Origin of the sequence: Pseudomonas sp. D47, assembly GCF_045447305.1 — a bacterium.
Classification (GTDB): domain Bacteria; phylum Pseudomonadota; class Gammaproteobacteria; order Pseudomonadales; family Pseudomonadaceae; genus Aquipseudomonas.
On the sequence record NZ_JBJGXU010000005.1, the window covers coordinates 52,898 to 74,969 of the forward strand.

General features: G+C 59.9%; 21 protein-coding genes. 15 read left to right on the top strand and 6 right to left on the bottom strand.

Annotation, left to right across the window (positions count from 1 at the left end):
* The first annotated feature begins 23 nt into the window (after positions 1-23).
* From ACI77I_RS05950 to ispD, 5 genes are all read left to right on the top strand, one after another.
* Positions 24-1,655, top strand: coding sequence for a CTP synthase (locus ACI77I_RS05950; protein WP_094950041.1), 1,632 nt, complete (start codon positions 24-26; stop codon positions 1,653-1,655).
* A gap of 5 nt (positions 1,656-1,660) precedes the next feature.
* Complete coding sequence (gene kdsA, locus ACI77I_RS05955) at positions 1,661-2,506, top strand: 3-deoxy-8-phosphooctulonate synthase (protein WP_048719919.1); 846 nt, start codon at positions 1,661-1,663, stop codon at positions 2,504-2,506.
* A gap of 156 nt (positions 2,507-2,662) precedes the next feature.
* Complete coding sequence (gene eno, locus ACI77I_RS05960; protein WP_094950040.1) at positions 2,663-3,952, top strand: phosphopyruvate hydratase; 1,290 nt, start codon at positions 2,663-2,665, stop codon at positions 3,950-3,952.
* Between the two features lie 171 nt (positions 3,953-4,123).
* Complete coding sequence (gene ftsB, locus ACI77I_RS05965) at positions 4,124-4,402, top strand: cell division protein FtsB (RefSeq protein WP_057723188.1); 279 nt, start codon at positions 4,124-4,126, stop codon at positions 4,400-4,402.
* On the top strand, positions 4,399-5,109 hold the full coding sequence (gene ispD / locus ACI77I_RS05970; RefSeq protein WP_094950039.1) for a 2-C-methyl-D-erythritol 4-phosphate cytidylyltransferase: 711 nt from the start codon (positions 4,399-4,401) through the stop codon (positions 5,107-5,109). Before ftsB ends, ispD begins: the two co-directional genes overlap by 4 nt.
* Before the next feature lie 3 nt (positions 5,110-5,112).
* On the opposite strand, the gene ACI77I_RS05975 is transcribed toward ispD, so the two are convergent.
* On the bottom strand, positions 5,113-8,151 hold the full coding sequence (locus ACI77I_RS05975) for a dermonecrotic toxin domain-containing protein (protein WP_406997128.1): 3,039 nt from the start codon (positions 8,149-8,151) through the stop codon (positions 5,113-5,115).
* A 69-nt stretch (positions 8,152-8,220) separates the two neighbouring features.
* Positions 8,221-9,117, bottom strand: coding sequence for a LysR substrate-binding domain-containing protein (locus tag ACI77I_RS05980; RefSeq protein ID WP_094950037.1), 897 nt, complete (start codon positions 9,115-9,117; stop codon positions 8,221-8,223).
* 109 nt (positions 9,118-9,226) lie between these two features.
* Between ACI77I_RS05980 and ACI77I_RS05985 the strand changes: the two genes are divergently transcribed.
* The 8 genes from ACI77I_RS05985 (at position 9,227) to rpoS (ending at position 16,350) form a co-directional block, all read left to right on the top strand.
* Complete coding sequence (locus ACI77I_RS05985; protein ID WP_012722612.1) at positions 9,227-10,339, top strand: S-(hydroxymethyl)glutathione dehydrogenase/class III alcohol dehydrogenase; 1,113 nt, start codon at positions 9,227-9,229, stop codon at positions 10,337-10,339.
* A gap of 8 nt (positions 10,340-10,347) precedes the next feature.
* Positions 10,348-11,193 carry an S-formylglutathione hydrolase gene (gene fghA / locus ACI77I_RS05990; RefSeq protein ID WP_078047218.1) on the top strand — a complete coding sequence of 282 codons (846 nt, stop codon included), beginning with the start codon at positions 10,348-10,350 and terminating at the stop codon, positions 11,191-11,193.
* A gap of 54 nt (positions 11,194-11,247) precedes the next feature.
* A complete protein-coding gene (ispF, locus tag ACI77I_RS05995) occupies positions 11,248-11,721 on the top strand; it encodes a 2-C-methyl-D-erythritol 2,4-cyclodiphosphate synthase (protein ID WP_092487654.1) in 474 nt (157 codons plus the stop codon).
* Positions 11,718-12,776 carry a tRNA pseudouridine(13) synthase TruD gene (truD, locus tag ACI77I_RS06000; protein WP_094950036.1) on the top strand — a complete coding sequence of 353 codons (1,059 nt, stop codon included), beginning with the start codon at positions 11,718-11,720 and terminating at the stop codon, positions 12,774-12,776. The genes ispF and truD overlap by 4 nt, the downstream gene beginning before the upstream one ends.
* Entirely contained in the window at positions 12,764-13,513 is a 750-nt protein-coding gene (gene surE / locus ACI77I_RS06005) for a 5'/3'-nucleotidase SurE (protein ID WP_094950035.1), read from the top strand. Before truD ends, surE begins: the two co-directional genes overlap by 13 nt.
* Before the next feature lie 41 nt (positions 13,514-13,554).
* Positions 13,555-14,190 (top strand): protein-L-isoaspartate(D-aspartate) O-methyltransferase, encoded by a 636-nt coding sequence (locus ACI77I_RS06010; RefSeq protein ID WP_169850588.1) that lies wholly within the window; start codon positions 13,555-13,557, stop codon positions 14,188-14,190.
* 209 nt (positions 14,191-14,399) lie between these two features.
* On the top strand, positions 14,400-15,236 hold the full coding sequence (locus ACI77I_RS06015; RefSeq protein ID WP_242154772.1) for a peptidoglycan DD-metalloendopeptidase family protein: 837 nt from the start codon (positions 14,400-14,402) through the stop codon (positions 15,234-15,236).
* 106 nt (positions 15,237-15,342) lie between these two features.
* Positions 15,343-16,350 carry an RNA polymerase sigma factor RpoS gene (gene rpoS, locus ACI77I_RS06020; protein WP_094950033.1) on the top strand — a complete coding sequence of 336 codons (1,008 nt, stop codon included), beginning with the start codon at positions 15,343-15,345 and terminating at the stop codon, positions 16,348-16,350.
* A gap of 263 nt (positions 16,351-16,613) precedes the next feature.
* On the opposite strand, the gene ACI77I_RS06025 is transcribed toward rpoS, so the two are convergent.
* Positions 16,614-16,823: a cold-shock protein gene (locus ACI77I_RS06025; protein ID WP_002554837.1), complete on the bottom strand. Its 210-nt coding sequence runs from the start codon at positions 16,821-16,823 to the stop codon at positions 16,614-16,616.
* Positions 16,824-17,212: 389 nt separating this feature from the next.
* On the opposite strand from ACI77I_RS06025, the gene dcd reads away from it, so the two are divergent.
* Both dcd and ACI77I_RS06035 read left to right on the top strand, forming a co-directional pair.
* Positions 17,213-17,779, top strand: a complete 567-nt coding sequence (dcd, locus tag ACI77I_RS06030; RefSeq protein WP_003189215.1) for a dCTP deaminase — start codon at positions 17,213-17,215, stop codon at positions 17,777-17,779.
* 107 nt (positions 17,780-17,886) lie between these two features.
* The gene (locus ACI77I_RS06035) at positions 17,887-18,087 is read left to right on the top strand and encodes a hypothetical protein (protein ID WP_406997129.1); all 201 of its coding nucleotides are present in this window, start codon (positions 17,887-17,889) and stop codon (positions 18,085-18,087) included.
* Positions 18,088-18,117: 30 nt separating this feature from the next.
* On the opposite strand, the gene pdeM is transcribed toward ACI77I_RS06035, so the two are convergent.
* From pdeM to ACI77I_RS06050, 3 genes are read right to left on the bottom strand one after another with little or no spacing between them, the layout of a single operon-like run.
* Positions 18,118-18,768 carry a ligase-associated DNA damage response endonuclease PdeM gene (gene pdeM, locus ACI77I_RS06040; protein WP_263274651.1) on the bottom strand — a complete coding sequence of 217 codons (651 nt, stop codon included), beginning with the start codon at positions 18,766-18,768 and terminating at the stop codon, positions 18,118-18,120.
* Entirely contained in the window at positions 18,768-21,248 is a 2,481-nt protein-coding gene (locus tag ACI77I_RS06045) for a ligase-associated DNA damage response DEXH box helicase (protein ID WP_406997130.1), read from the bottom strand. The genes pdeM and ACI77I_RS06045 overlap by 1 nt, the downstream gene beginning before the upstream one ends.
* A gap of 57 nt (positions 21,249-21,305) precedes the next feature.
* On the bottom strand, positions 21,306-22,070 hold the full coding sequence (locus tag ACI77I_RS06050) for an ABC transporter ATP-binding protein (RefSeq protein WP_094950030.1): 765 nt from the start codon (positions 22,068-22,070) through the stop codon (positions 21,306-21,308).
* Positions 22,071-22,072 lie beyond the last annotated feature (2 nt).

Consider the following 22,072-nt stretch of genomic DNA (forward strand, 5'->3'; position numbering starts at 1 on the left):
AACGCAGACTTCTAGGGTTTTTCATGACGCGCTACATATTCGTCACGGGCGGTGTTGTTTCTTCATTGGGGAAAGGCATTGCCTCCGCTTCATTGGCGGCCATCCTGGAGGCGCGGGGACTTAAGGTCACCATGCTCAAGCTGGACCCGTACATCAACGTTGACCCGGGCACCATGAGTCCGTTCCAGCACGGTGAAGTGTTCGTCACACACGACGGCGCCGAAACCGACCTGGACCTGGGCCACTACGAGCGGTTCATCCGCACGACCATGACCCAGAACAACAACTTCACCACCGGCCGCGTCTACGAGCACGTGCTGCGCAAAGAGCGCCGTGGTGACTACCTGGGTGCAACCATTCAGGTGATCCCGCACATCACCGACGAAATCAAGCGCCGCATCATCAAGGGTGCAGGCGATGCCGACGTGGCGATGGTCGAGATCGGTGGCACCGTGGGTGACATCGAATCCCAACCGTTCCTCGAAGCTATCCGCCAGTTGCGTTTCGAAGTCGGCGCCAAGCGCGCGATGCTGATGCACCTGACACTGGTGCCGTACATCGCCACCGCTGGCGAAACCAAAACCAAGCCTACCCAGCACTCGGTCAAGGAACTGCGTTCCATCGGCCTGCAGCCGGACGTGCTGGTGTGCCGCTCCGATCACCCGATCGACATTTCCTCGCGTCGCAAGATCGCGCAATTCACCAACGTTGAAGAGCGTGCGGTGATTGCCCTGGAAGACGCCGACACCATCTACAAGATCCCGGGCATCCTGCACTCGCAAGGCCTGGATGATTTTGTGGTCGAGCGTTTCGGCCTGCAGTGCAACGGTGCGGACCTGTCCGAGTGGGAAGCCGTGGTCGACGCCAAGCTCAACCCTGAGCATGAAGTCACCATCGCCATGGTCGGCAAGTACATGGAGCTGCTGGATGCGTACAAGTCGCTGATCGAAGCGATGAGCCACGCCGGTATCAGCAACCGCACCAAGGTCAACCTGCGCTACATCGACTCCGAAGACATTGAGAACCAGGGCACCGCGCTGCTCGAAGGTGTTGACGCGATCCTCGTGCCCGGCGGTTTCGGCCTGCGTGGCGTGGAAGGCAAGATCACCGCCGTGCAGTTCGCCCGTGAAAACAAAGTGCCGTACCTGGGTATCTGCCTGGGCATGCAAGTGGCCGTTATCGAGTTCGCCCGTAACGTGCTGGGCTGGAAAGACGCCAACTCCACCGAGTTCGATCACACCAGCGGCCACCCGGTCGTGGGCTTGATCACCGAGTGGGAAGACGCTACCGGCGCCGTTGAAACCCGCACCGAAAGCTCCGACCTGGGCGGCACCATGCGCCTTGGCGCGCAGGATTGCCTGCTGGAGTCTGGCTCGCTGGTTCACGATTGCTATGGCAAGGACGTGATCGTCGAGCGTCACCGTCACCGTTACGAAGTGAACAACAACCTGCTGCCGCAAATCAAAGAAGCCGGCCTGAAAGTCTCCGGTCGCTCCGGTGATGGCAAGCTGGTTGAAGTGGTTGAGGCACCGGATCATCCGTGGTTCGTGGCCTGCCAGTTCCACCCTGAGTTCACCTCGACCCCGCGCGACGGTCACCCATTGTTCAGCGGTTTCGTTAAAGCTGCACTGACGCAACATCAGAAGAAGGCGTAAACCTGATGGCCCAGAAGATCATTCGCGTAGGCGACATCGAGATTGCCAACGACAAGCCCATGGTGCTGTTCGGCGGCATGAACGTGCTGGAAAGCCGCGACATGGCGATGCAGGTCTGTGAAGAGTACGTAAAGGTTACCCAGAAACTCGGTATCCCTTACGTGTTCAAGGCCAGCTTTGACAAGGCCAACCGTTCGTCCGTGACCTCTTATCGCGGCCCGGGCCTTGAAGAAGGCATGCGGATCTTCCAGGACATCAAGCAAGCCTTCGGCGTGCCGATCATCACCGACGTCCACGAGCCTGAGCAGGCTGCCGTGGTCGCCGAGGTGTGCGACATCATCCAGCTGCCGGCCTTCCTGTCGCGCCAGACCGACCTCGTGGTCGCCATGGCCAAGACCGGCGCTGTGATCAATATCAAGAAAGCCCAGTTTCTCGCGCCCCAGGAAATGAAGCACATCCTGAGCAAATGCGTGGAAGCGGGTAACGACCAGTTGATCCTCTGCGAGCGTGGTTCGAGCTTCGGCTACAACAACCTCGTGGTGGACATGCTCGGTTTCGGCATCATGAAACAGTTCGAATACCCGGTGTTCTTCGACGTGACCCACGCGCTGCAAATGCCCGGTGGTCGCGCCGACTCCGCCGGCGGGCGGCGTGCCCAAGTGCTGGACCTGGCCAAGGCAGGCATCAGCCAGTCGCTGGCGGGCCTGTTCCTGGAAGCCCACCCGGACCCGGACAATGCCAAATGCGACGGCCCATGCGCTCTGCGCCTGGACAAGCTGGAGCCGTTTCTGGCCCAGCTCAAGCAGTTGGACGAACTGGTCAAGAGTTTTCCGACAGTAGAGACCGCGTAAGCGCCATTTCTCCGGTAGACTTTCCCTCGCTTTACGCTTAGGCCTGCGGGCCTGAGCCTTGTCGCCTGCAAGCCTGCCCGTTGTTCCACCCTTGCGGTCGGTCAAAAGATTTCCTTCAGCTGCGTCGTTTTCGTCAACTTTGGAGTGTTTACAACAATGGCAAAAATCGTCGACATCAAAGGTCGTGAAGTTCTCGACTCCCGTGGCAACCCCACCGTCGAAGCCGACGTGCTTCTCGATAACGGCATCATCGGCAGCGCGTGCGCGCCGTCCGGTGCTTCCACGGGTTCGCGCGAAGCGCTGGAACTGCGTGATGGCGACAAGAGCCGTTACCTGGGCAAAGGTGTACTCAAGGCTGTAGCCAACATTAACGGCCCGATCCGTGACCTGTTGCTGGGCAAGGACCCGCTGGACCAGAAAGCCCTGGACCACGCGATGATCAAGCTCGACAACACTGAAAACAAAGGCAGCCTGGGCGCCAACGCCATCCTCGCTGTGTCCCTGGCTGCTGCCAAGGCCGCTGCCCAGGACCAGGACCTGCCGTTGTACGCACACATCGCCAACCTGAACGGCACCCCGGGTGTTTACTCGATGCCGGTGCCGATGATGAACATCATCAACGGTGGCGAGCACGCCGATAACAACGTCGACATCCAGGAATTCATGGTGCAGCCGGTTGGCGCCAAGACTTTCTCCGAAGGCCTGCGCATGGGGACCGAGATTTTCCATCACCTCAAAGCTGTGCTGAAGGCTCGTGGCCTGAGCACCGCCGTGGGTGACGAAGGTGGTTTCGCACCGAACCTGGCGTCCAACGAAGATGCACTGAAAGTGATCTCCGAAGCTGTTGCCAATGCTGGCTACACGCTGGGTACCGACGTGACCCTGGCTCTGGACTGCGCTGCCAGCGAGTTCTACGAAGATGGCAAGTACAACCTGGCCGGCGAAGGCCACGTGTTCACCTCCGAAGGTTTTGCCGACTACCTCAAAGGCCTGACCGAGCGCTACCCGATCATCTCGATCGAAGATGGCCTGGACGAGTCCGACTGGGCGGGCTGGAAAGTTCTCACCGACAAGATCGGCGAGAAAATCCAACTGGTTGGCGACGACTTGTTCGTGACCAACACCAAGATCCTGAAAGAAGGCATCGACAAGAAGATCGCCAACTCGATCCTGATCAAGTTCAACCAGATCGGCACCCTGACCGAAACCCTGGAAGCCATCCAGATGGCCAAGGCTGCGGGCTACACCGCCGTGATCTCCCACCGCTCCGGCGAAACCGAAGATTCGACCATCGCCGACCTGGCCGTGGGCACTTCGGCTGGGCAGATCAAGACCGGTTCCCTGTGCCGTTCCGACCGCGTTTCCAAGTACAACCAATTGCTGCGTATCGAAGAGCAACTGGCAGGTAAAGCCAAGTACAACGGTCGCAGCGAGTTTCGCGGCTGATTGTTAAATGGTAAAAAGTCGACAGGTCGCAGCCGAAAAATCTCGATAGAGTAGTTTTCGGCGCTAATCTGATGGCTACCAAGCACAAGCCTGGTTCTTCCAGGCTTCGTGCTATCAGTTGCTTAACAAGTTTTGCATGGCTGTCTTTTTTTACTGGATACCCGGATTTCGATGCGCAGTCCCAATTGGTTGTTCCTCGTTTTGCTCTTGTTGCTGGCTGGCTTGCAGTACCGCCTATGGGTGGGTAATGGCAGCTTTGCGCAGGTGGAAGAGTTGACCCAGCAAATTGCCGACCAGCACGCCGAAAACGAACGTCTGCTGGAGCGCAACCGCGTCCTCGATGCCGAAGTGCTTGAGCTGAAAAAAGGTACGGAGACCGTTGAAGAGCGGGCCCGTCATGAATTGGGCATGGTCAAGGAGGGCGAAACCCTCTACCAGTTGGCCCAATGAATCACCCTTTGCCGGCCTTCTGGGCCGTGATTCCTGCCGCGGGCGTCGGTGCCCGTATGGCCGCGGACCGTCCCAAGCAGTACCTGCAACTGGGCGGGCGCACTATTCTCGAACACAGCCTCGGCTGTTTCCTCGACCATCCAGCGCTTAAGGGTCTGGTGGTCAGTCTGGCGTCTGATGACCCTTATTGGCCCACGCTGGCGTGCGCCACCGACCCACGTATCCAACGTGCCGACGGTGGGTCAGAGCGCTCGGGTTCGGTACTCAATGCGCTGCTGCACCTGAATGCCCTGGGCGCCGATGACGACGACTGGGTGTTGGTGCACGATGCGGCGCGGCCGAACCTGGGCCGTGATGACTTGGACAAACTCCTGGCTGAACTGGCGCACGACCCAGTTGGCGGCTTGCTGGCCGTCCCCGCACGCGACACCCTCAAGCGCGCCGACAAGCACGGGCGCGTGGTCGAAACCGTGGACCGCAGCCTGATCTGGCAAGCCTATACACCGCAGATGTTCCGCCTGGGCGCCTTGCACCGGGCCTTGGCCGACAGCCTGGTGGCTGACGCCGTGATCACCGACGAAGCCTCGGCCATGGAATGGGCCGGCCAGGCGCCACGCCTGATCGAAGGGCGCGCGGACAATATCAAGGTCACCCGCCCCGAAGACCTTGAGTGGCTGCGCCAGCGCCGGGCTTATCAAGCGTCCTGACCTTCAAGCACTGACTTCCTCCAACCCGGGCTGGGTTTTCAGCGCGCTCACCAAGGCCTGAATGCTCTCGAACGGTTTCTCATCGACTGGCCAGCCGGTCACGCTGATGACGTACCGGCGGCCCTGCTGATTGATCCTGACACTGCGCAAATCCCCGCGTCGCGAGCGATAGTGAATCTGCGCTGCCTGAGTGGTAGCGTCCTGCGTGAGCATGAACTTGCCCGGCCGGTTCAGCAGGGTTTGGGGAGACTTCACCACCTGACTGTGCGACGCACCGGGCTGTGATTCCACCGAATGCTGCAAGGTGGCCGTGTCCACGCGCAAGACCAGGTTGGCCTTGACCGTGCCTTCCCCTCTGTTGATGCCCAGGCTGGCGGTGCGCCCCGGATCGGCTTCGATACCCAGGCGTTGGGTCGCCACTGCATCTTCGACCCGCAGGCTGATGCTGCCGGTGAGCTCCGCAAGCCCGGGGATGCCCTTGAACGTATTGGTGTGGGTGTTGCCCACCAGTGCCACCCATTTTCCTGGGCGGCGCTTGGTGGTCTGAAGCCATTGAATCACCTCGGTGGCGTAGTAGTTCATCATCCGTTGACGCAGTGTGCCGGCGGCGTCTTGCATGTCGCGAAGAATGTAGCTCGCGATGCAGTCGATCGGCTGGATCTTGATCCCCGCGTCACGGGCCTTGATGATGATGTTGCTGAACGAGTAATAGCGGTTGCGCAGGATCGGGTAGATCCCGTCCAGATATTGTTTCAGTTCATCGGCCATCGGCGCGGTCCTTGACCGGTAAAACGCCTTCAACAAGGGCACATGCACATCTGTCAGTAAATGCTCGAAGTAGATGCGTTTGACGCCTTGGCTGGCGAATAGCTGCATGTTGTCGATCAGGAGGGCTTTGCTCGATGCCGCTGCGTGGTTTTCGCCTATAACGAGGCCATCACTGGCGAGGAACAGTTTCTCGATAATGACCTGTTGTGATTCGTTCAAGCTGAATCTGGGGAGCACCGGTTGTATGGGCGACAAGGTCTGGTCGTTGAAGAACGTAGCCGAATCTTTGTCCAATTTGGCTCGCCTCTCGAAGAACACTTGCCGGGTATTCTTGATCGACTCTACGCTATCGCCAACGGGTTCGTAGTCTTGCGAAAACAAGCCTTTGTCGGTGAGCATGTCCGAGAGGGTGTCGCGCACGGGCGGTGGCATTTGGTAGGCCGCGAAGAAGCTCGAGTTGTCTGTGCCGCCAAACCATGTGTAAATCCGTTGCCAGGCATTACGGAAGGCCCCGCCGCCAGCCAGCCCGGCACGCCGCCATTGTTTGTCCGCGCTCTGAATGGCGTAGAGACCCGTGGACTGGAGGGTCTCGGGTGCGTTGGGGGCGGTCACGAAGAGTTCAAAAGAGCCCCAGGCATTCGGTGTTGTGTAGGTCAGGAACACCTCGCCCTGAATCTTTATGCGCTGTAAACCGCTGGGAGCGGAGGCGGTAACCAGCGGGCGACTTTCGGTGGGCGACGACAGTGCGGCTTCGCTTTGCACCTCGACACTGATCCGGCCGCCCCGCTCGCGTGAGGCCTGGCTCAAGGTGGGGCGCAGGCGCTCCAAGTTGTTGGCGCCTTTGGCAATGCCATGGAACACCACCGGCAGCGCATTCAGGGCGCCAAACACGATGCGCTCCATGGCTTGTGGTTTGTCTTTGAGCAAGTCGTCGGCACCGATTGCCATTGCGGCCAAGCCAGACGTCACGAAACAAAACTCCGCCAGTAGCGCGGAACCCATCGTCAGCGCCACAGGAATCGCCAGCAGGCAGGCTTTTTCGAGGGCGTCGAGGGTGTCGGCCTTGAAGGTATCCAGGGGCGAGACAATGGTTTTTGCCGCCATCTTTGCAATACGTGTCCTGATCTGCCGAGCGATGAATTCAAACGGGTTGCTGTTCAGCACCGGGTACATCGGGTTGTTGATGTATTGCTCAGGGTCCCAATAGCCGTTGTGCAGCAGGCTATTGAAAAAACCAGGTGGGCTGGAAACGTTTGGGTACAGCGCCATGCCTATCAGCGCTTCCTCGACGCCGCTGTACATCAGGCCGGAGTCGACGGTATCGGGTTCAAAGTGGTTGACCAAGGCTTTGCGCTGGGTGGGATCCTTCGCCACGTTTACCAATGCCATGCGCATTTCTGCCACAGCGTTGAAACCGTGGAAGGGCGAGGAGTTGCCCGGAATGTACAACAGGGTGATCTGGCTCTGGTTGTCAGTGATCGTCAGGATGTCCGTGGCTTCGGCCTGATGAATGCGCAGTAAACGCACCGACAGGTTTCTGTCCGCCTGGTAGGGCGCCTGAAAGTCTTCCAGGGTCAGGTTGCTGTAATCCTTGTCGACCAGGCCGGCCGCCCGGGCAGCCAGCTCCCTTTCTGCCACGGTCAGGGTGAACTCCTCGAACTGATCGAGGTAGGCCTTGGTAAACGCGATGCGCATCAGGGTGTTGTAATTATCCCGATGTGCGCTCCAGAACTGTGTGATTGCCCTGTCGTAGGCCTGTTCGAAATGGCTTGAGCGAATAGCATTTCTCAAGTCCTCGGGGGCGATGTCCAGTTGGGTGCTCGGGTCGTAAACTTGCGGCTCACTCTGTCGATACAGCGCTTCATAGCGCCTGGGCGGGATCCAGCCAGCGGTAATGAACTCTTCGTTGAACATCTCCGGGATGCGGTTATCCATCAGGCGCGGCAGTTCACTGACGATGTTGAAGTACGGCGCGGTGGTGGAAAAGCCAGTGGTATTGATCATGCCGCCCGGGGCGTGGGGGGCGTTGCTGATCATGGCCTCGGTGAGGGTCATGGATTGCACGATCACCCCGGTATACGCCGCGTTGGGCTTATCGGTGTTGTACTCGATGGTGGTCAGGAACGTGGTGTCCGGGTCCAATTGTTCCTGGCTGAACGGTTGCAGGCGGTCGTCGAGTAACCGGGCGGCGATTTCGCAGGGCACTGGAAAATCGGCCAGGACCTTGCGGACAAATTGATTGATGCGCTGAAGCTGGTAGGTGTTGGATGTCATGGGGTGGCCTGGCTATGCAGTGGGTGCGGCTATTTACCGGCAACCAGGCCATGAACAAGTGGTAGCTGTTTATTGCCGATAGACCGGATGTTCGCCCAAGCCCTGTTTGAGAAAATCCACCAGTTTCCTGACCTTGGGCGATAAATGCCGCTGCTGCGGATACAGCGCCCACACCGCCGTGTTCGGCGGCTGATGCGCTTCCAGCAGCGACACCAACGCGCCAGTGTGAAGGTGTTCCAGCACGTAATAGTCCGGCAACTGGCACAATCCAACCCCTTGCAACGCCGCATCCAATACCGCTTGCCCACTGTTGCAGCGCCAGTTTCCCTGCACCCGTTGAGAAAATTCGCGCCCGTCCTGGGCCAGTTGCCAAATATCCGAGCTGCCGATCAGGCAGTTATGCCGACTCAACTCCGACAAACTATGTGGTCGGCCATACCGTGCCAGGTAGGACGGCGACGCGCACAGGTACATGCGCCGAGGGGCCAAGCGGCTGGCGACCATGCGCGAATCCTGCAAACGGCCCAGGCGGATTGCCAGGTCGAGGCCTTCATGCACCAGGTCCAACTGGCGATTGCTCAACTCGATATCCACACGCAATTGCGGGTAGAGCCCCATAAACCGCGTGACCAGCGGCACGATAAAGCGCTCGCCGTACGCCACCGCGCAGGTCATGCGCAACATGCCCTTGGGTTCGCTGGTGAGGTCGCCGACGGCGCGCAGCGCTTCTTCGCGACCGTCCTGCAGGCGCTGGCAGTGTTGCAGGAAGGTCTGGCCGGCTTCGGTCAGGGTCACCTTGCGCGTACTGCGGTACAGCAACCGCGTTTGCAGGCGCTCCTCCAGGCGTGCCACCTGCCGGCTGATATGTGACGACGACACCCCAAGCCGCTCGGCCGCTGCCGTGAATTGGCTGCATTCGGCCACCGCAACAAACTCATCGATGCCTTCCCAGCGGTTCTCCAGCATGTCGATTATCCCTGTACAGCAATAAAGTTTTGCTTTCGCCCGGATTATTAATCACTGGGCCATGTTTTACACTCACCGCCTCAGTTTTTAATTCCATGGAGAAACCCGGATGATCAAGTCCCGCGCCGCCGTAGCCTTCGAAGCGAAAAAGCCCCTTGAGATCGTTGAAGTGGATGTCGCCATGCCCAAGGCCGGCGAGGTGCTGTTGCGGGTGGTCGCATCCGGCGTGTGCCATACCGACGCCTACACCTTGTCGGGCGCCGACCCAGAAGGCATCTTCCCGTCGATCCTCGGCCATGAAGGCGGCGCGGTGGTTGAAGCGATCGGCGAGGGCGTGACCTCGGTGGCCGTTGGCGACCACGTGATCCCGCTGTACACCCCGGAATGCGGCAAGTGCAAATTCTGCCTGTCGGGCAAGACCAACCTGTGCCAGGCCATTCGCGCCACCCAGGGCAAAGGCCTGATGCCCGATGGCACCACGCGTTTTTCCTACAAAGGCCAGCCGATTTTCCACTACATGGGTACTTCGACGTTCTCCGAGTACACCGTGCTGCCGGAAATCTCCGTAGCCAAGATTCCTAAAGAAGCACCGCTGGAAAAAGTCTGCTTGCTGGGTTGTGGCGTTACCACCGGCATCGGTGCGGTGATCAACACGGCCAAGGTCAAACCGGGCGACACCGTGGCGATCTTCGGCCTCGGCGGTATTGGCCTGTCGGCCATCATCGGCGCGGTCAAGGCCAAGGCCGGTCGCATCATTGCCATCGACATCAACCCGGCCAAGTTCGAAATCGCCAAGCAACTGGGTGCTACCGACTGCATCAACCCGAAAGACTACGACCGCCCAATCCAGGACGTGATCGTCGACCTGACCGACGGCGGCGTGGACTTTTCCTTCGAATGCATCGGCAATGTACAGCTGATGCGTGCCGCCCTTGAGTGCTGCCATAAAGGCTGGGGCGAGTCGGTGATCATCGGCGTGGCCGGTGCCGGCCAGGAAATCGCCACCCGTCCGTTCCAACTGGTCACCGGTCGCGTCTGGCGCGGTTCGGCGTTCGGCGGCGTGCGTGGTCGTACCGAATTGCCAAGCTACGTGGAAATGGCCCAGACCGGCGAGATCCCGTTAGACACGTTTATCACCCATACCATGGGCCTGGAAGACATCAATAAAGCATTTGACCTGATGCATGAAGGCAAGAGCATTCGTACCGTCATCCACTTCTGAGGTCGGCCATGAGTCTGGAAAACCTGTCCTGCCAGAAGAGCTTCGGCGGCTGGCATAAACGCTACAAGCATCATTCCGATGTGCTCGGTTGCGACATGACCTTTGCCGTGTACCTGCCGCCGCAAGCGGAGCAGGGCGGCAAGTTGCCGGTGTTGTACTGGCTGTCCGGCCTGACCTGCACCGACGAGAACTTCATGCAAAAAGCCGGCGCCCAGCGCATGGCCGCTGAGCTGGGGCTGATCATCGTCGCACCGGACACCAGCCCGCGTGGGCCGGGTGTGCCGGGCGACCCGGACAACGCCTGGGATTTCGGCCTCGGCGCGGGCTTTTATCTGAATGCCACCCAGGAACCTTGGGCCAAGCACTATCGGATGCATGACTACGTGGTGCAGGAATTGCCAGCGTTGGTTGAAGCGCACTTCCCGGCCTCGGATAAACGCGGCATCAGCGGCCATTCCATGGGCGGCCACGGGGCGTTGGTGTGTGCCTTGCGCAACCCGGGGCGTTACCAGTCGGTGTCGGCGTTTTCGCCGATCAACAACCCGATGGATTGCCCGTGGGGCCAGAAAGCCTTCTCCCGTTACTTGGGTGAAGAACGCTCGAAGTGGCGTGAATGGGATGCCTGCGTGCTGATCAGCGAAGCCTCGGAAAAACTGCCATTGCTGGTGGACCAAGGCGACCGCGACGATTTTCTCGCCGTGCAGCTCAAGCCAGAGGCGCTGCAGCAAGCAGCCAAGGCGGCCAACCATCCGCTCGAACTGCGCCTGCAACCTGGCTACGACCACAGCTACTTCTTTATCGCCAGCTTCATCGAAGATCATTTGCGACATCATGGTCGTGCTTTGCTCGGTTAATGTGAGGCAAAAGTAGGTAGAATCACGCCCTGAATTAAATCGGGGCGTTTTTTTATGCGTATTGGCCACGGCTATGATGTGCACCGTTTCGCTGAAGGCGATTTCATCACCTTGGGCGGCGTGCGCATTGCACACCACCATGGGTTGCTGGCTCATTCTGACGGCGACGTTGTGTTGCATGCCTTGAGCGATGCCTTGCTCGGCGCGGCGGCGTTGGGCGATATCGGCAAACACTTTCCGGACACCGACCCAACCTTCAAGGGCGCGGACAGCCGCGCGCTGTTGCGCCACGTGGTCGGCCTGATCCACGCCAAAGGCTGGAAGGTTGGCAACGTCGACAACACCATCGTCGCCCAGGCCCCGAAAATGGCCCCGCATATCGAATCGATGCGCGCATTGATTGCCGCGGACCTGCAAATTGAATTGGATCAAGTCAACGTGAAAGCCACCACCACCGAAAAGCTCGGGTTTACCGGCCGGGAAGAAGGCATCGCGGTGCACTCCGTTGCCTTGTTGCTGCGCGCATGAATGACTTGGAATTGCTGGGCCCGCGTGCCTATGGCGAGGCCTTGGGCAGCGCGGTCCTGAAGGCGACGGCTGAAGATTTTCAGGTCGACGAAGTCCTGGATATCCCGCTGACCGGCGACGGTGAACACCTGTGGCTGTGGGTCGAAAAGCGTGGTCTGAATACTGAAGAGGCTGCGCGGCGTATCGCCAAGGCTGCCGGCGTGCCGTTGCGCACCGTCAGCTATGCCGGGCTCAAGGACCGCCAGGCGTTGACCCGCCAGTGGTTCAGCGTGCAACTGCCGGGCAAGGCCGACCCGGACATGAGCGGTGCGGAAAACGACACCCTCAAGATCCTTAAAATGACCCGCCACAAGCGCAAGCTGCAGCGCGGTGCACATGCGGCCAACGGTTTTACCTTGCGCCTGACCCAGTTGGCCGGCGATACCGCCGCCATCGATGCGCGTCTGCAACTGATTGCCCAGCACGGCATCCCCAACTACTTCGGCGCCCAACGCTTTGGCCACAACGGCGGCAACGTAGTGGATGCGCGTGAATGGGCGGCGCGCAAGGCTTTGCCGGAGCAGCGCAATGTGCGTTCGCGGCTGTTGTCCACGGCGCGCAGTTTCCTGTTCAACAAAGTCTTGGCGGCACGTGTCGCAGACGGTTCCTGGCAGCGCGCCCAAGTCGGCGACCTGCTGGCCTTTACCGACAGCCGCAGTTTTTTCCCGGCCGGGGAAGCGGAATGCAGCGACCCGCGCCTGGCGATCCTGGACCTGCACCCGACCGGGCCGCAGTGGGGCGAGGGCGATTCGCCGGCCAGCGGCATCACCCATGAGCTTGAGCAAACGATTGCCGCCAGCGAAGCCGACCTGCGCGATTGGCTGGTGAATGCCGGCATGAGCCAGGAACGGCGCATTCTTCGACTGCCCATTGGCGGGTTGACGTGGCATTATCCCGGTCCTGACATTCTGCAATTGGAATTCGTCCTGCCGGCCGGATGCTTCGCCACTGTGTTGGTGCGCGAGCTTGTTGATCTGGTGCCGGTGGGGCAGACGGACAGCCCATGCGTATTCTGATATCAAACGATGACGGTGCCACCGCACCTGGCCTTGCCGCGCTTTATGCTGCGCTGCAAGATTATGCCGAGTGTGTGGTGGTTGCCCCGGACCAGGACAAGAGCGGCGCCAGCAGTTCGCTGACGCTCGACCGTCCGTTGCACCCGCAGGTTCTGGCCAATGGCTTTATCAGCGTAAACGGTACCCCCACCGACTGCGTGCACCTGGCGATCAACAGCTTGTTGGACCATGAGCCGGACCTGGTGGTGTCGGGCATCAACCTCGGCGCCAACCTGGGCGACGACGTGTTGTATTCCGGCACCGTGGCGGCGGCCCTTGAAGGGCGTTTCCTGGGGCGAACTTCGTTCGCTTTTTCGTTTGCCTCGCGGCAACTGGATAACCTGGCGACAGCGGCGTATTTCGCGCGCAAGCTGGTGCAAGCCCACGGCTCCCTGGACTTGCCGCCGCGCACCGTGCTCAACGTCAATATCCCCAACTTGCCCCTCGACCATATTCGCGGCATCCAGCTGACGCGCCTGGGCCATCGCGCCCGCGCGGCGGCGCCATTGAAGGTGGTCGACCCGCGTGGCAAGGAAGGTTATTGGATCGCGGCAGCGGGCGACGCCGAGGACGGTGGCCCGGGCACGGACTTTCATGCGGTGATGCAAGGTTATGTTTCGATTACCCCGTTGCAGCTTGATCGCACCTTCAGTGATGCCTTCAGTAGTCTCGATGGCTGGCTCGAGGGGCTGCGTTGATGGCGCGTGAACAAGACGACCTGTTGCGCCGTGGCATCGGGATGACCTCCCAGCGTACTCGCGAGCGTTTGATCCAACGTCTGTACGAAGAGGGGCTGTCAAACGCTCAGGTGCTGGAAGTGATCCGGCGTACACCGCGCCACCTGTTTGTCGATGAAGCGCTGGCGCACCGCGCCTATGAAGACACCGCATTGCCCATCGGCCACAACCAGACCATCTCGCAGCCTTATATGGTTGCGCGCATGAGTGAGCTGTTGCTGGCGGCGGGGCCGTTGGACAAGGTGCTGGAAATCGGCACCGGTTCGGGTTACCAGACCGCCGTGCTGTCACAACTGGTGGAGCGTGTGTTCTCGGTGGAGCGCATCAAGGTCCTGCAGGACCGCGCCAAGGAGCGCCTGGTGGAACTGAACCTGCGCAACGTGGTGTTCCGCTGGGGCGATGGCTGGGAAGGTTGGCCGGCGCTGGCGCCGTATAACGGCATCATTGTCACCGCTGTTGCCACCGATGTGCCGCAGGCGTTGCTCGATCAGTTGGCGCCTGGTGGCCGATTGGTGATCCCCGTGGGCTCCGGCGAAGTGCAACAATTGATGCTCATTATCCGCGAGGACGAAGGCTTTTCCCGGCACGTGCTGGGGGCTGTGCGCTTCGTGCCGTTGCTCAACGGCCCGCTGGCTTGATCATTTATTCGCTAGCAGTGAATTCTGTGAGTGGGGATGTGTCTTACGGCGGGGCTTGTAGAGTCAACATGATTGGAAGCCGGGTTTAAACATGATGAATTTTTCGTTTCAGTCGTGTGCCGGTAAAAATTCAATGCCCAGTTATACTTGCGTCATATTTCAAGCCTGATACAGGCGTTCATGTTCAGCCACCACAAAGGGAGCGGCGGGTGAGTCTCACAGGTCTTGCGCAGCGTATGAGTAAAACAAGCTTTCAGCGACTGGTGCTTGGCCTTGTCTTGAGTTCCTTATTGGCTGCTTGTTCGAGCACGCCTTCCGGGGGCGCGCGGGTAGTTGACCGTAATAATGCAGTGCCGCAAAAACCGACGGTCACCACCGGGCAGTATGTAGTGCGAAAGGGGGACACGATGTTCTCGATCGCCTTCCGTTACGGCTGGGATTACAAGGCACTCGCAGCGCGTAACAACATTCCTGTGCCCTATACGATACATCCGGGGCAGACCATTCGTTTCGATGGGCGCAGCGGTTCGGCGCCTACGGCAGTTGTGACAAAGTCCGGATCTTCGCCCTCGTCTTCGAGCAGAACCACCATCATCACCCGGCCTGCAGGCACCGCCGCGTCTACGGCTGCGAGCAAGCCGGCAGCCGCGCCGTTGCCGCCTGCAGGGCCTGCGCCGACCGGTTGGGGATGGCCTTCCAACGGGGTATTAATTGGAAAATTCTCTTCAAACGGTAGTTTGAATAAAGGCATTGATATCGCCGGGGATTTGGGACAGCCTGTTTTAGCTGCGTCTGATGGGACAGTGGTGTACGCCGGGAGTGGTTTGCGGGGCTACGGCGAACTGGTCATCATCAAACACAGCGATACCTACGTCAGTGCTTACGGCCACAACCGTAGGCTGTTGGTTCGGGAGGGGCAGCAGGTCAAAGTCGGACAGACAATTGCCGAAATGGGATCAACTGGCACAGACCGGGTGAAACTGCACTTTGAGATTCGCCGTCAAGGGAAGCCTGTAGATCCGCTGCAATTCCTACCCCGTCGTTGATAGGTTGCACAGCCTGTTCCCTCACGTAGAAGGAACAGGCTCCAGCGTTGCCAAGGATAAAGGCGTCGCTTGAGCTTGAGGTCGAACTCACCAAAGGACTATAACAATGGCTCTCAGTAAAGAAGCGCCGGAGTTTGACATCGACGATGAGGTTCTCCTTATGGAGACCGGCATCGCTACGGATTCGATGTCAAATGATGAAGGGCCTGCAACGCCTTCAGTTCGCACCAAATCCAAGAACTCCACTGCGTTAAAGCAGCACAAGTACATTGACTACACGCGGGCGCTCGACGCAACGCAGCTGTATCTCAATGAAATCGGCTTTTCCCCTCTGCTCACTCCCGAAGAAGAAGTCCATTTTGCGCGCTTGTCGCAAAAAGGCGATCCGGCTGGGCGCAAGCGCATGATTGAAAGCAACCTGCGGCTGGTGGTGAAAATCGCCCGACGCTACGTCAATCGTGGGCTGTCCCTGTTGGACCTGATCGAGGAAGGTAACCTGGGCTTGATCCGGGCGGTGGAGAAGTTCGACCCTGAGCGGGGCTTCCGCTTTTCAACCTATGCCACCTGGTGGATCCGCCAGACCATCGAACGGGCGATCATGAATCAAACCCGCACGATCCGGTTGCCGATCCACGTGGTCAAGGAGCTTAACGTCTACCTGCGGGCGGCGCGTGAGCTGACACAAAAACTCGATCATGAACCCTCGCCTGAAGAAATCGCCAACCTGTTGGAGAAACCGGTAGGCGAGGTTAAACGCATGCTCGGCCTGAACGAGCGCGTGTCTTCAGTCGATGTCTCGCTGGGTCCGGATTCGGATAAAACCCTGCTGGACACCCTGACGGATGATCGTCCGACGGATCCTTGCGAGCTGTTGCAGGACGATGATCTTTCCCAAAGCATTGACCAGTGGCTGTCAGAGCTTACGGACAAGCAGCGTGAAGTGGTGATTCGCCGCTTCGGTCTGCGTGGCCATGAGAGCAGCACCTTGGAGGACGTAGGCCTGGAGATCGGCCTGACCCGTGAGCGTGTGCGGCAGATCCAGGTAGAGGGCCTCAAGCGCTTGCGTGAGATCCTCGAGAAGAACGGCTTGTCGAGTGAGTCGTTGTTCCAGTAACGATTAATAAGGCCGTTACGACAAAACGCCCGGTGCATGAGAATGCACCGGGCGTTTTGCTGTGCGCCGTGAGCGTTTCCACGCTCTGCGTGGGAGCGCCTCTGTGACGCTCTGCGTCACGCTTTGGGGCGTAGAGCGTCCTTGGCTGAGTTCCCACGCAGAGCGTAGGAGCGATCGCCTATTCCCTTGGCGTAGAGCTAAATCCCAGGCATAAAAAAACCCCGCTTTTAAGGGCGGGGTTTTTTCGACTAAGTCAGTACAAGTTAGATAACTTGAACTTCTTCAGCTTGCATGCCTTTCTGACCGCGGGTAGCGATGAAAGAAACCTGTTGGCCTTCTTTCAGGCTTTTGAAGCCGTCGGATTGGATAGCTTTGAAGTGAACGAACAGGTCGTCACCGGATTGTGGAGTGATGAAGCCGAAGCCTTTTTCATCGTTGAACCACTTAACGGTACCAGTTTGGCGATTAGACATGGTGTATCTCCTTGGACAAAGTTAACTGCGACTCAGGAAAAGCCCTGGCCGAGACTGAGTGCAAAGAGCAGGAAAAATTCTTGGAGATGGTTGGATCGAAATTCAACATATCGTGTAGAGATTCTCAGTGACACAAGCAGCACAGTGGCGCCACCTTAACCCTTTTTCCGGAACGTGCCAATGGTATTTCCCAAGGTTTCTCTAAATTCGTGACTGGCGGTGGTATTTACAGTCCCTGATGGCTGCTATGTGAGCCCCGGCCCCACTGGCTACGGCCTATACCAGGCAGTGCATTCGTCAAGAAAACCCCGGCGCCCTTTGAACCCCAACGCCGGCCCCGGTAAGATGCCCAACAGAATTTTTCCACCTCGCTATTCAGGACACCCGCCATGAGCATCAAATCGGACAAGTGGATTCGCCGCATGGCGCAAGAGCACGGCATGATCGAACCGTTCGTTGAACGCCAGATTCGTGGCGAAGGCGATGAGCGCGTGATTTCCTACGGCGTTTCCAGCTACGGCTACGACGTGCGTTGCGCCGATGAATTCAAGGTGTTCACCAACATCAATTCGGCGATCGTCGATCCTAAAAACTTTGACGAAAAGAGCTTCGTCGACGTTAAGAGCGACGTGTGCATTATTCCGCCAAACTCCTTCGCCCTGGCGCGCACCGTGGAGTTCTTCCGCATTCCCCGCGATGTGCTGACCATCTGCCTGGGTAAAAGCACCTACGCGCGCTGCGGCATCATCGTCAACGTGACGCCGCTTGAGCCGGAGTGGGAAGGCCACGTGACCCTGGAGTTCTCCAACACCACCACGTTGCCGGCGAAGATCTACGCCAACGAAGGCGTGGCACAGATGCTGTTCCTGCAGTCCGACGAGGCCTGTGAAGTGTCCTATAAAGACCGCGCCGGCAAGTACCAGGGCCAGCGCGGCGTCACACTCCCACGCGCTTGATCGAAAGGTCTTACACGTAAAGGGAATTAGTCTGCGGGAAGTGACTCTATTGGGTGTACTGCCTCGGTGCGTGCAAAACGCACCGAGCCACGCTTGAGGAGTACTTTATGAAGATCGACCCGCGAATCAGCGCCGAACTCGCCCGGCTTGAACCCAACCAGATTGGTGTTCTGGCCTGGTCCCTGATGGCTGATCCGGCCTTTGCAGGTGGCATTCCCGGCCAGCCTGACGAAGATTGGCCCCAACAGCCCACCGAGCCCGGTGAGCCAACCCTTCCGGATGAGCCGCCACCCGCGCCTGTCGTCTGATCAGTCAGGGCAAGAGACATGGCCGGCTTTTCAGCGCACCGGCCATACTTGCTCGTCGCCGATCACAAAGATCCGCCGATCGTCGCTCTGCTCCACTGAATACCCCCCGGTAAACGCGCCAAATGCCGGCAACAGGCTGATCCGCGACCCCAACTGAAAGCACGGCAGGCGCAAACTCTGGCGGCCCTTGCCGCGCAAGCGAAACACCGGGTGCACATGCCCCGCCAGCACGTGGTGGCTGGCATGGGCATCCGGTTCGTGTTGCAGGGCAAACGGCCCCATCAGCAGCGGCTCGGGGAGCACCTCAATCCTCAAGTCGGCAGGCGGGTCGCCTGCGCGTTTATCGTGATTGCCGCGAATCAACGTCATGGCTACCTTGGGATTGCGCTCACGCCAGCCCCTCAAGGCGCTCAGGGTGCCGCTGGCGTGCGATCCCGGGCCGTGCAGGAAGTCGCCGAGAAAAATCACCTGCGCGCACGGTAAGGCCGATAACAGCCGGTCCAGGCGCAGCAGGTTTTCAGTGGTGGTGCCTTGTGGCACCGGTTGCCCCAGGCTGCGATAGGCAGACGCTTTGCCAAAGTGCGCGTCGGCAATCAGCAGGCACTGGCGAGCGGGCCAGAACATGGCCTTATCCGCCAGCAGCCAAAGCTCTTCTCCCTCAAGCGTCACTGAACAATGCATCAGCGTTTCCCGTTATCCGCGACTTTTTCCAGGTCCTTGACCATCCGCGCAATGCGCTCCGAGAGTTTTTCCGAACTCATGCTCTCGCGCATTCGCTCGACCAGCAGCGGGAAGGCCAGGGGTGTAGGCCGTTCGATCACATGCAGGTCCAATTGCAGCACCGCCAGATGGCGCAATGTCTGTTCCAGCCGACGAATGTCCAACTCATCACGCAGGACTTCTTCCCCGGCTTGGGTCAGCAACAGGTTCTGCGGGTCATATTGTTTGAACACTTCGAAGAACAAACCGCTGGAAGCCTGCACCTGCCGCGTGCTTTTCGGCGCGCCGGGGTAGCCGGGGAACACCAACCCGGCGATGCGGGCGATTTCGCGAAAGCGGCGCAGGGCCAGTTCTCCGGCGTTCAGGCTGGCCGCGACGTCGGTCAGCAAATTTTGCGGGCTCAGCAACGCCGCGTTCAGCAACAGTGGCCAATCCACCGGCGTGGCGCTCAACAGTTCCAGCCCGTAATCATTCACGGCAATTGAAAAGGTCACCGGCTGCTGTTGGCTGACCCGCCACGCCAGCAGGCTCGCCAACCCCAGATGCACCTGGCGCCCGGCGAACGGGTAAAGAAACAGGTGCCAGCCCTCCCGCGACTTGAGGGCTTCGGCCAGCAGATGCGCACGCGTCGGCAAGCCGGACCAGCGCAGCTGGGTTTGCAGCAAGGGTTGCACCGCCCGCATCTCCGGGCCATCGAAGTGCCCGTGTGCCGCCGCGTCAAAGCGCTCGACTACGGCCTGGGCCAGCTCGTTGGAAAGCGGCATGCGCCCGCCATTCCAGCGCGGCACAGCGGCTTTCTTCGCGGTGCTGCGGCGCACATAAGCGGTCATGTTTTCCACGCGCACCAGCTCCAGCAAACGCCCGGCAAACAGGAAGCCATCGCCGGGTTTGAGCCGTGCGATAAAGCCTTCCTCGACGCTGCCCAAGTTCTTGCCGCCGCCGCCCTTGCTCCAGAATTTCAGCGCAATACTCGCATCACTGACGATAGTGCCCACGCTCATGCGATGGCGGCGGGCCAACCGCGCATCCGGCACGCGCCAGATGCCCTGCTCATCGGGCTCCACCCGGCGATAATCCGGGTAAGCCGTCAGCGACAGCCCGCCATGGCGCACAAACCCTAGCGCCCAGGCCCAATCCGCCTGTGTGAGGTCGCGATACGCCCAGGCGCCGCGCACTTCCGCCAGCAGCGCATCCGGCGTGAAACCGCCGCCCAGCGCCATGCTCACCAAGTGCTGTACGAGTACATCCAGCGGTTTGTAAGGCGATTCACGGGTTTCGATGCGTCGCTGCGCAATCGCATCCTGGGCGGCGGCGGCCTCCACCAACTCTAGACTGTTGGTGGGCACCAGCGTCACCCGCGACGGCCGCCCCGGCGCATGGCCGGAGCGCCCGGCGCGCTGCATCAGGCGCGCCACACCTTTCGCCGAGCCAATCTGCAAGACGCGCTCCACCGGCAGGAAGTCCACACCCAGATCCAGGCTGGAGGTGCACACCACGGCTTTTAGCTGACCGTCTTTCAGGGCCCGCTCCACCCAGTCGCGCGTCTCCCGCGAGAGTGAGCCATGATGCAAAGCAATCAACCCCGCCCAGTCCGGACGGGCTTCGAGCAACGCCTGATACCAAATCTCCGACTGCGCCCGCGTATTGGTAAACACCAGGCAACTGCTGCTGGCATCCACTTCGGCCACCACCTGCGGCAACATTTTTAAACCGATGTGCCCGGCCCAAGGAAAGCGCTCGGTGGCGGGCGGCAACAACGTATCCACGTGCAACTTTTTGGCTGTTTGCCCCTGCACATTGATCCCGCCGCCTTGTGGGACCAAAACCTCCAAGGCGTGGGATTGATTGCCCAGCGTCGCGGAAATCCCCCACACCATCAGCTCCGGATGCCAACGCCGCAGTCGCGCCAGCGCCAGCTGCAGTTGGACGCCACGTTTATTGCCGATCAGTTCATGCCATTCATCCACGATCACCATGCGCACGTGCGCCAGGCTCGTCTCGCTGTCGGCACGCGCCAGCATCAACGTAAGACTTTCCGGCGTGGTGACCAGCGCAGTGGGCTGGCGGCGGGTTTGGCGTGCGCGTTCGCTGCTGCTGGTGTCGCCGGTGCGCAGGCCGACGCTCCAGGGAATCTGCAAGGCCGCCAGCGGCGCTTCAAGGGCGCGTGCGGTGTCGGCGGCCAGCGCACGCATCGGCGTGATCCACAGCACCGTCAGCGGCGCAGCCGGCGCTTTACGTTTACCGGTGGTGGGTGGGCGGGTGATGGCGAAGCGATTGAGGGCAGCAAACCACAGTGCATAGGTTTTACCCGCGCCGGTGCTGGCATGCAGCAAGCCTGACTGGCCCTGCTTGACCGCCGCCCACACGTCTTTCTGAAAGGCGAAAGGTTTCCAGCCTTTGGCGGCAAACCAGTGTTTGGCGAAGTCGAAGGGTTTTGCCATGCGGTGGCTGACGCTCTGGGGGCTCTCTTCCAGAGACCCTCCAGGCGCCGCAAAGGTTTACTTCAAATTGCCGCTCAAGAACTGCTGCAGGCGCTCGCTCTTTGGATTGCCCAGCACATCGGCAGGCGCACCTTGCTCTTCCACCAGGCCTTTGTGCAGGAACAGCACCTGGCTCGACACCTTGCGCGCAAAGCTCATTTCGTGGGTGACCATGATCATGGTGCGGCCTTCCTCGGCCAGCCCCTGGATCACCTTCAACACCTCACCGACCAGCTCCGGGTCGAGGGCCGAGGTCGGTTCGTCGAACAGCATCACCTCCGGTTCCATGGCCAGGGCGCGGGCGATAGCCACCCGTTGCTGCTGGCCACCGGAGAGGAATGCCGGGTACTGATCGGCCACGCGTGCCGGCAAACCTACCTTGTCCAGGTAGCGACGGGCGCGGTCTTCGGCGTCTTTCTTGCTGCAACCCAGCACTCGGCGCGGGGCCATGGTGATGTTTTCCAGCACGTTCATGTGGCTCCACAGGTTGAAATGCTGGAACACCATCGCCAACCGTGTGCGCAGGCGTTGCAACTCGGCGTCGTCGGCCACGCGCATGCCGTGGCGGTCGCTGACCATGCGGATCTGCTGGCCGTCGAGGGTCATTGCGCCGTCGTTGGGGGTTTCCAGGAAGTTGATGCAGCGCAAAAAGGTGCTTTTGCCCGAGCCGCTGGCGCCGATCAGGCTGATCACGTCGCCGGTCTTGGCCTTGAGCGAGACACCTTTGAGCACTTCATTGTCGCCATAGCTTTTATGCAGGCCTTCAACGGTCAATTTGTACATGG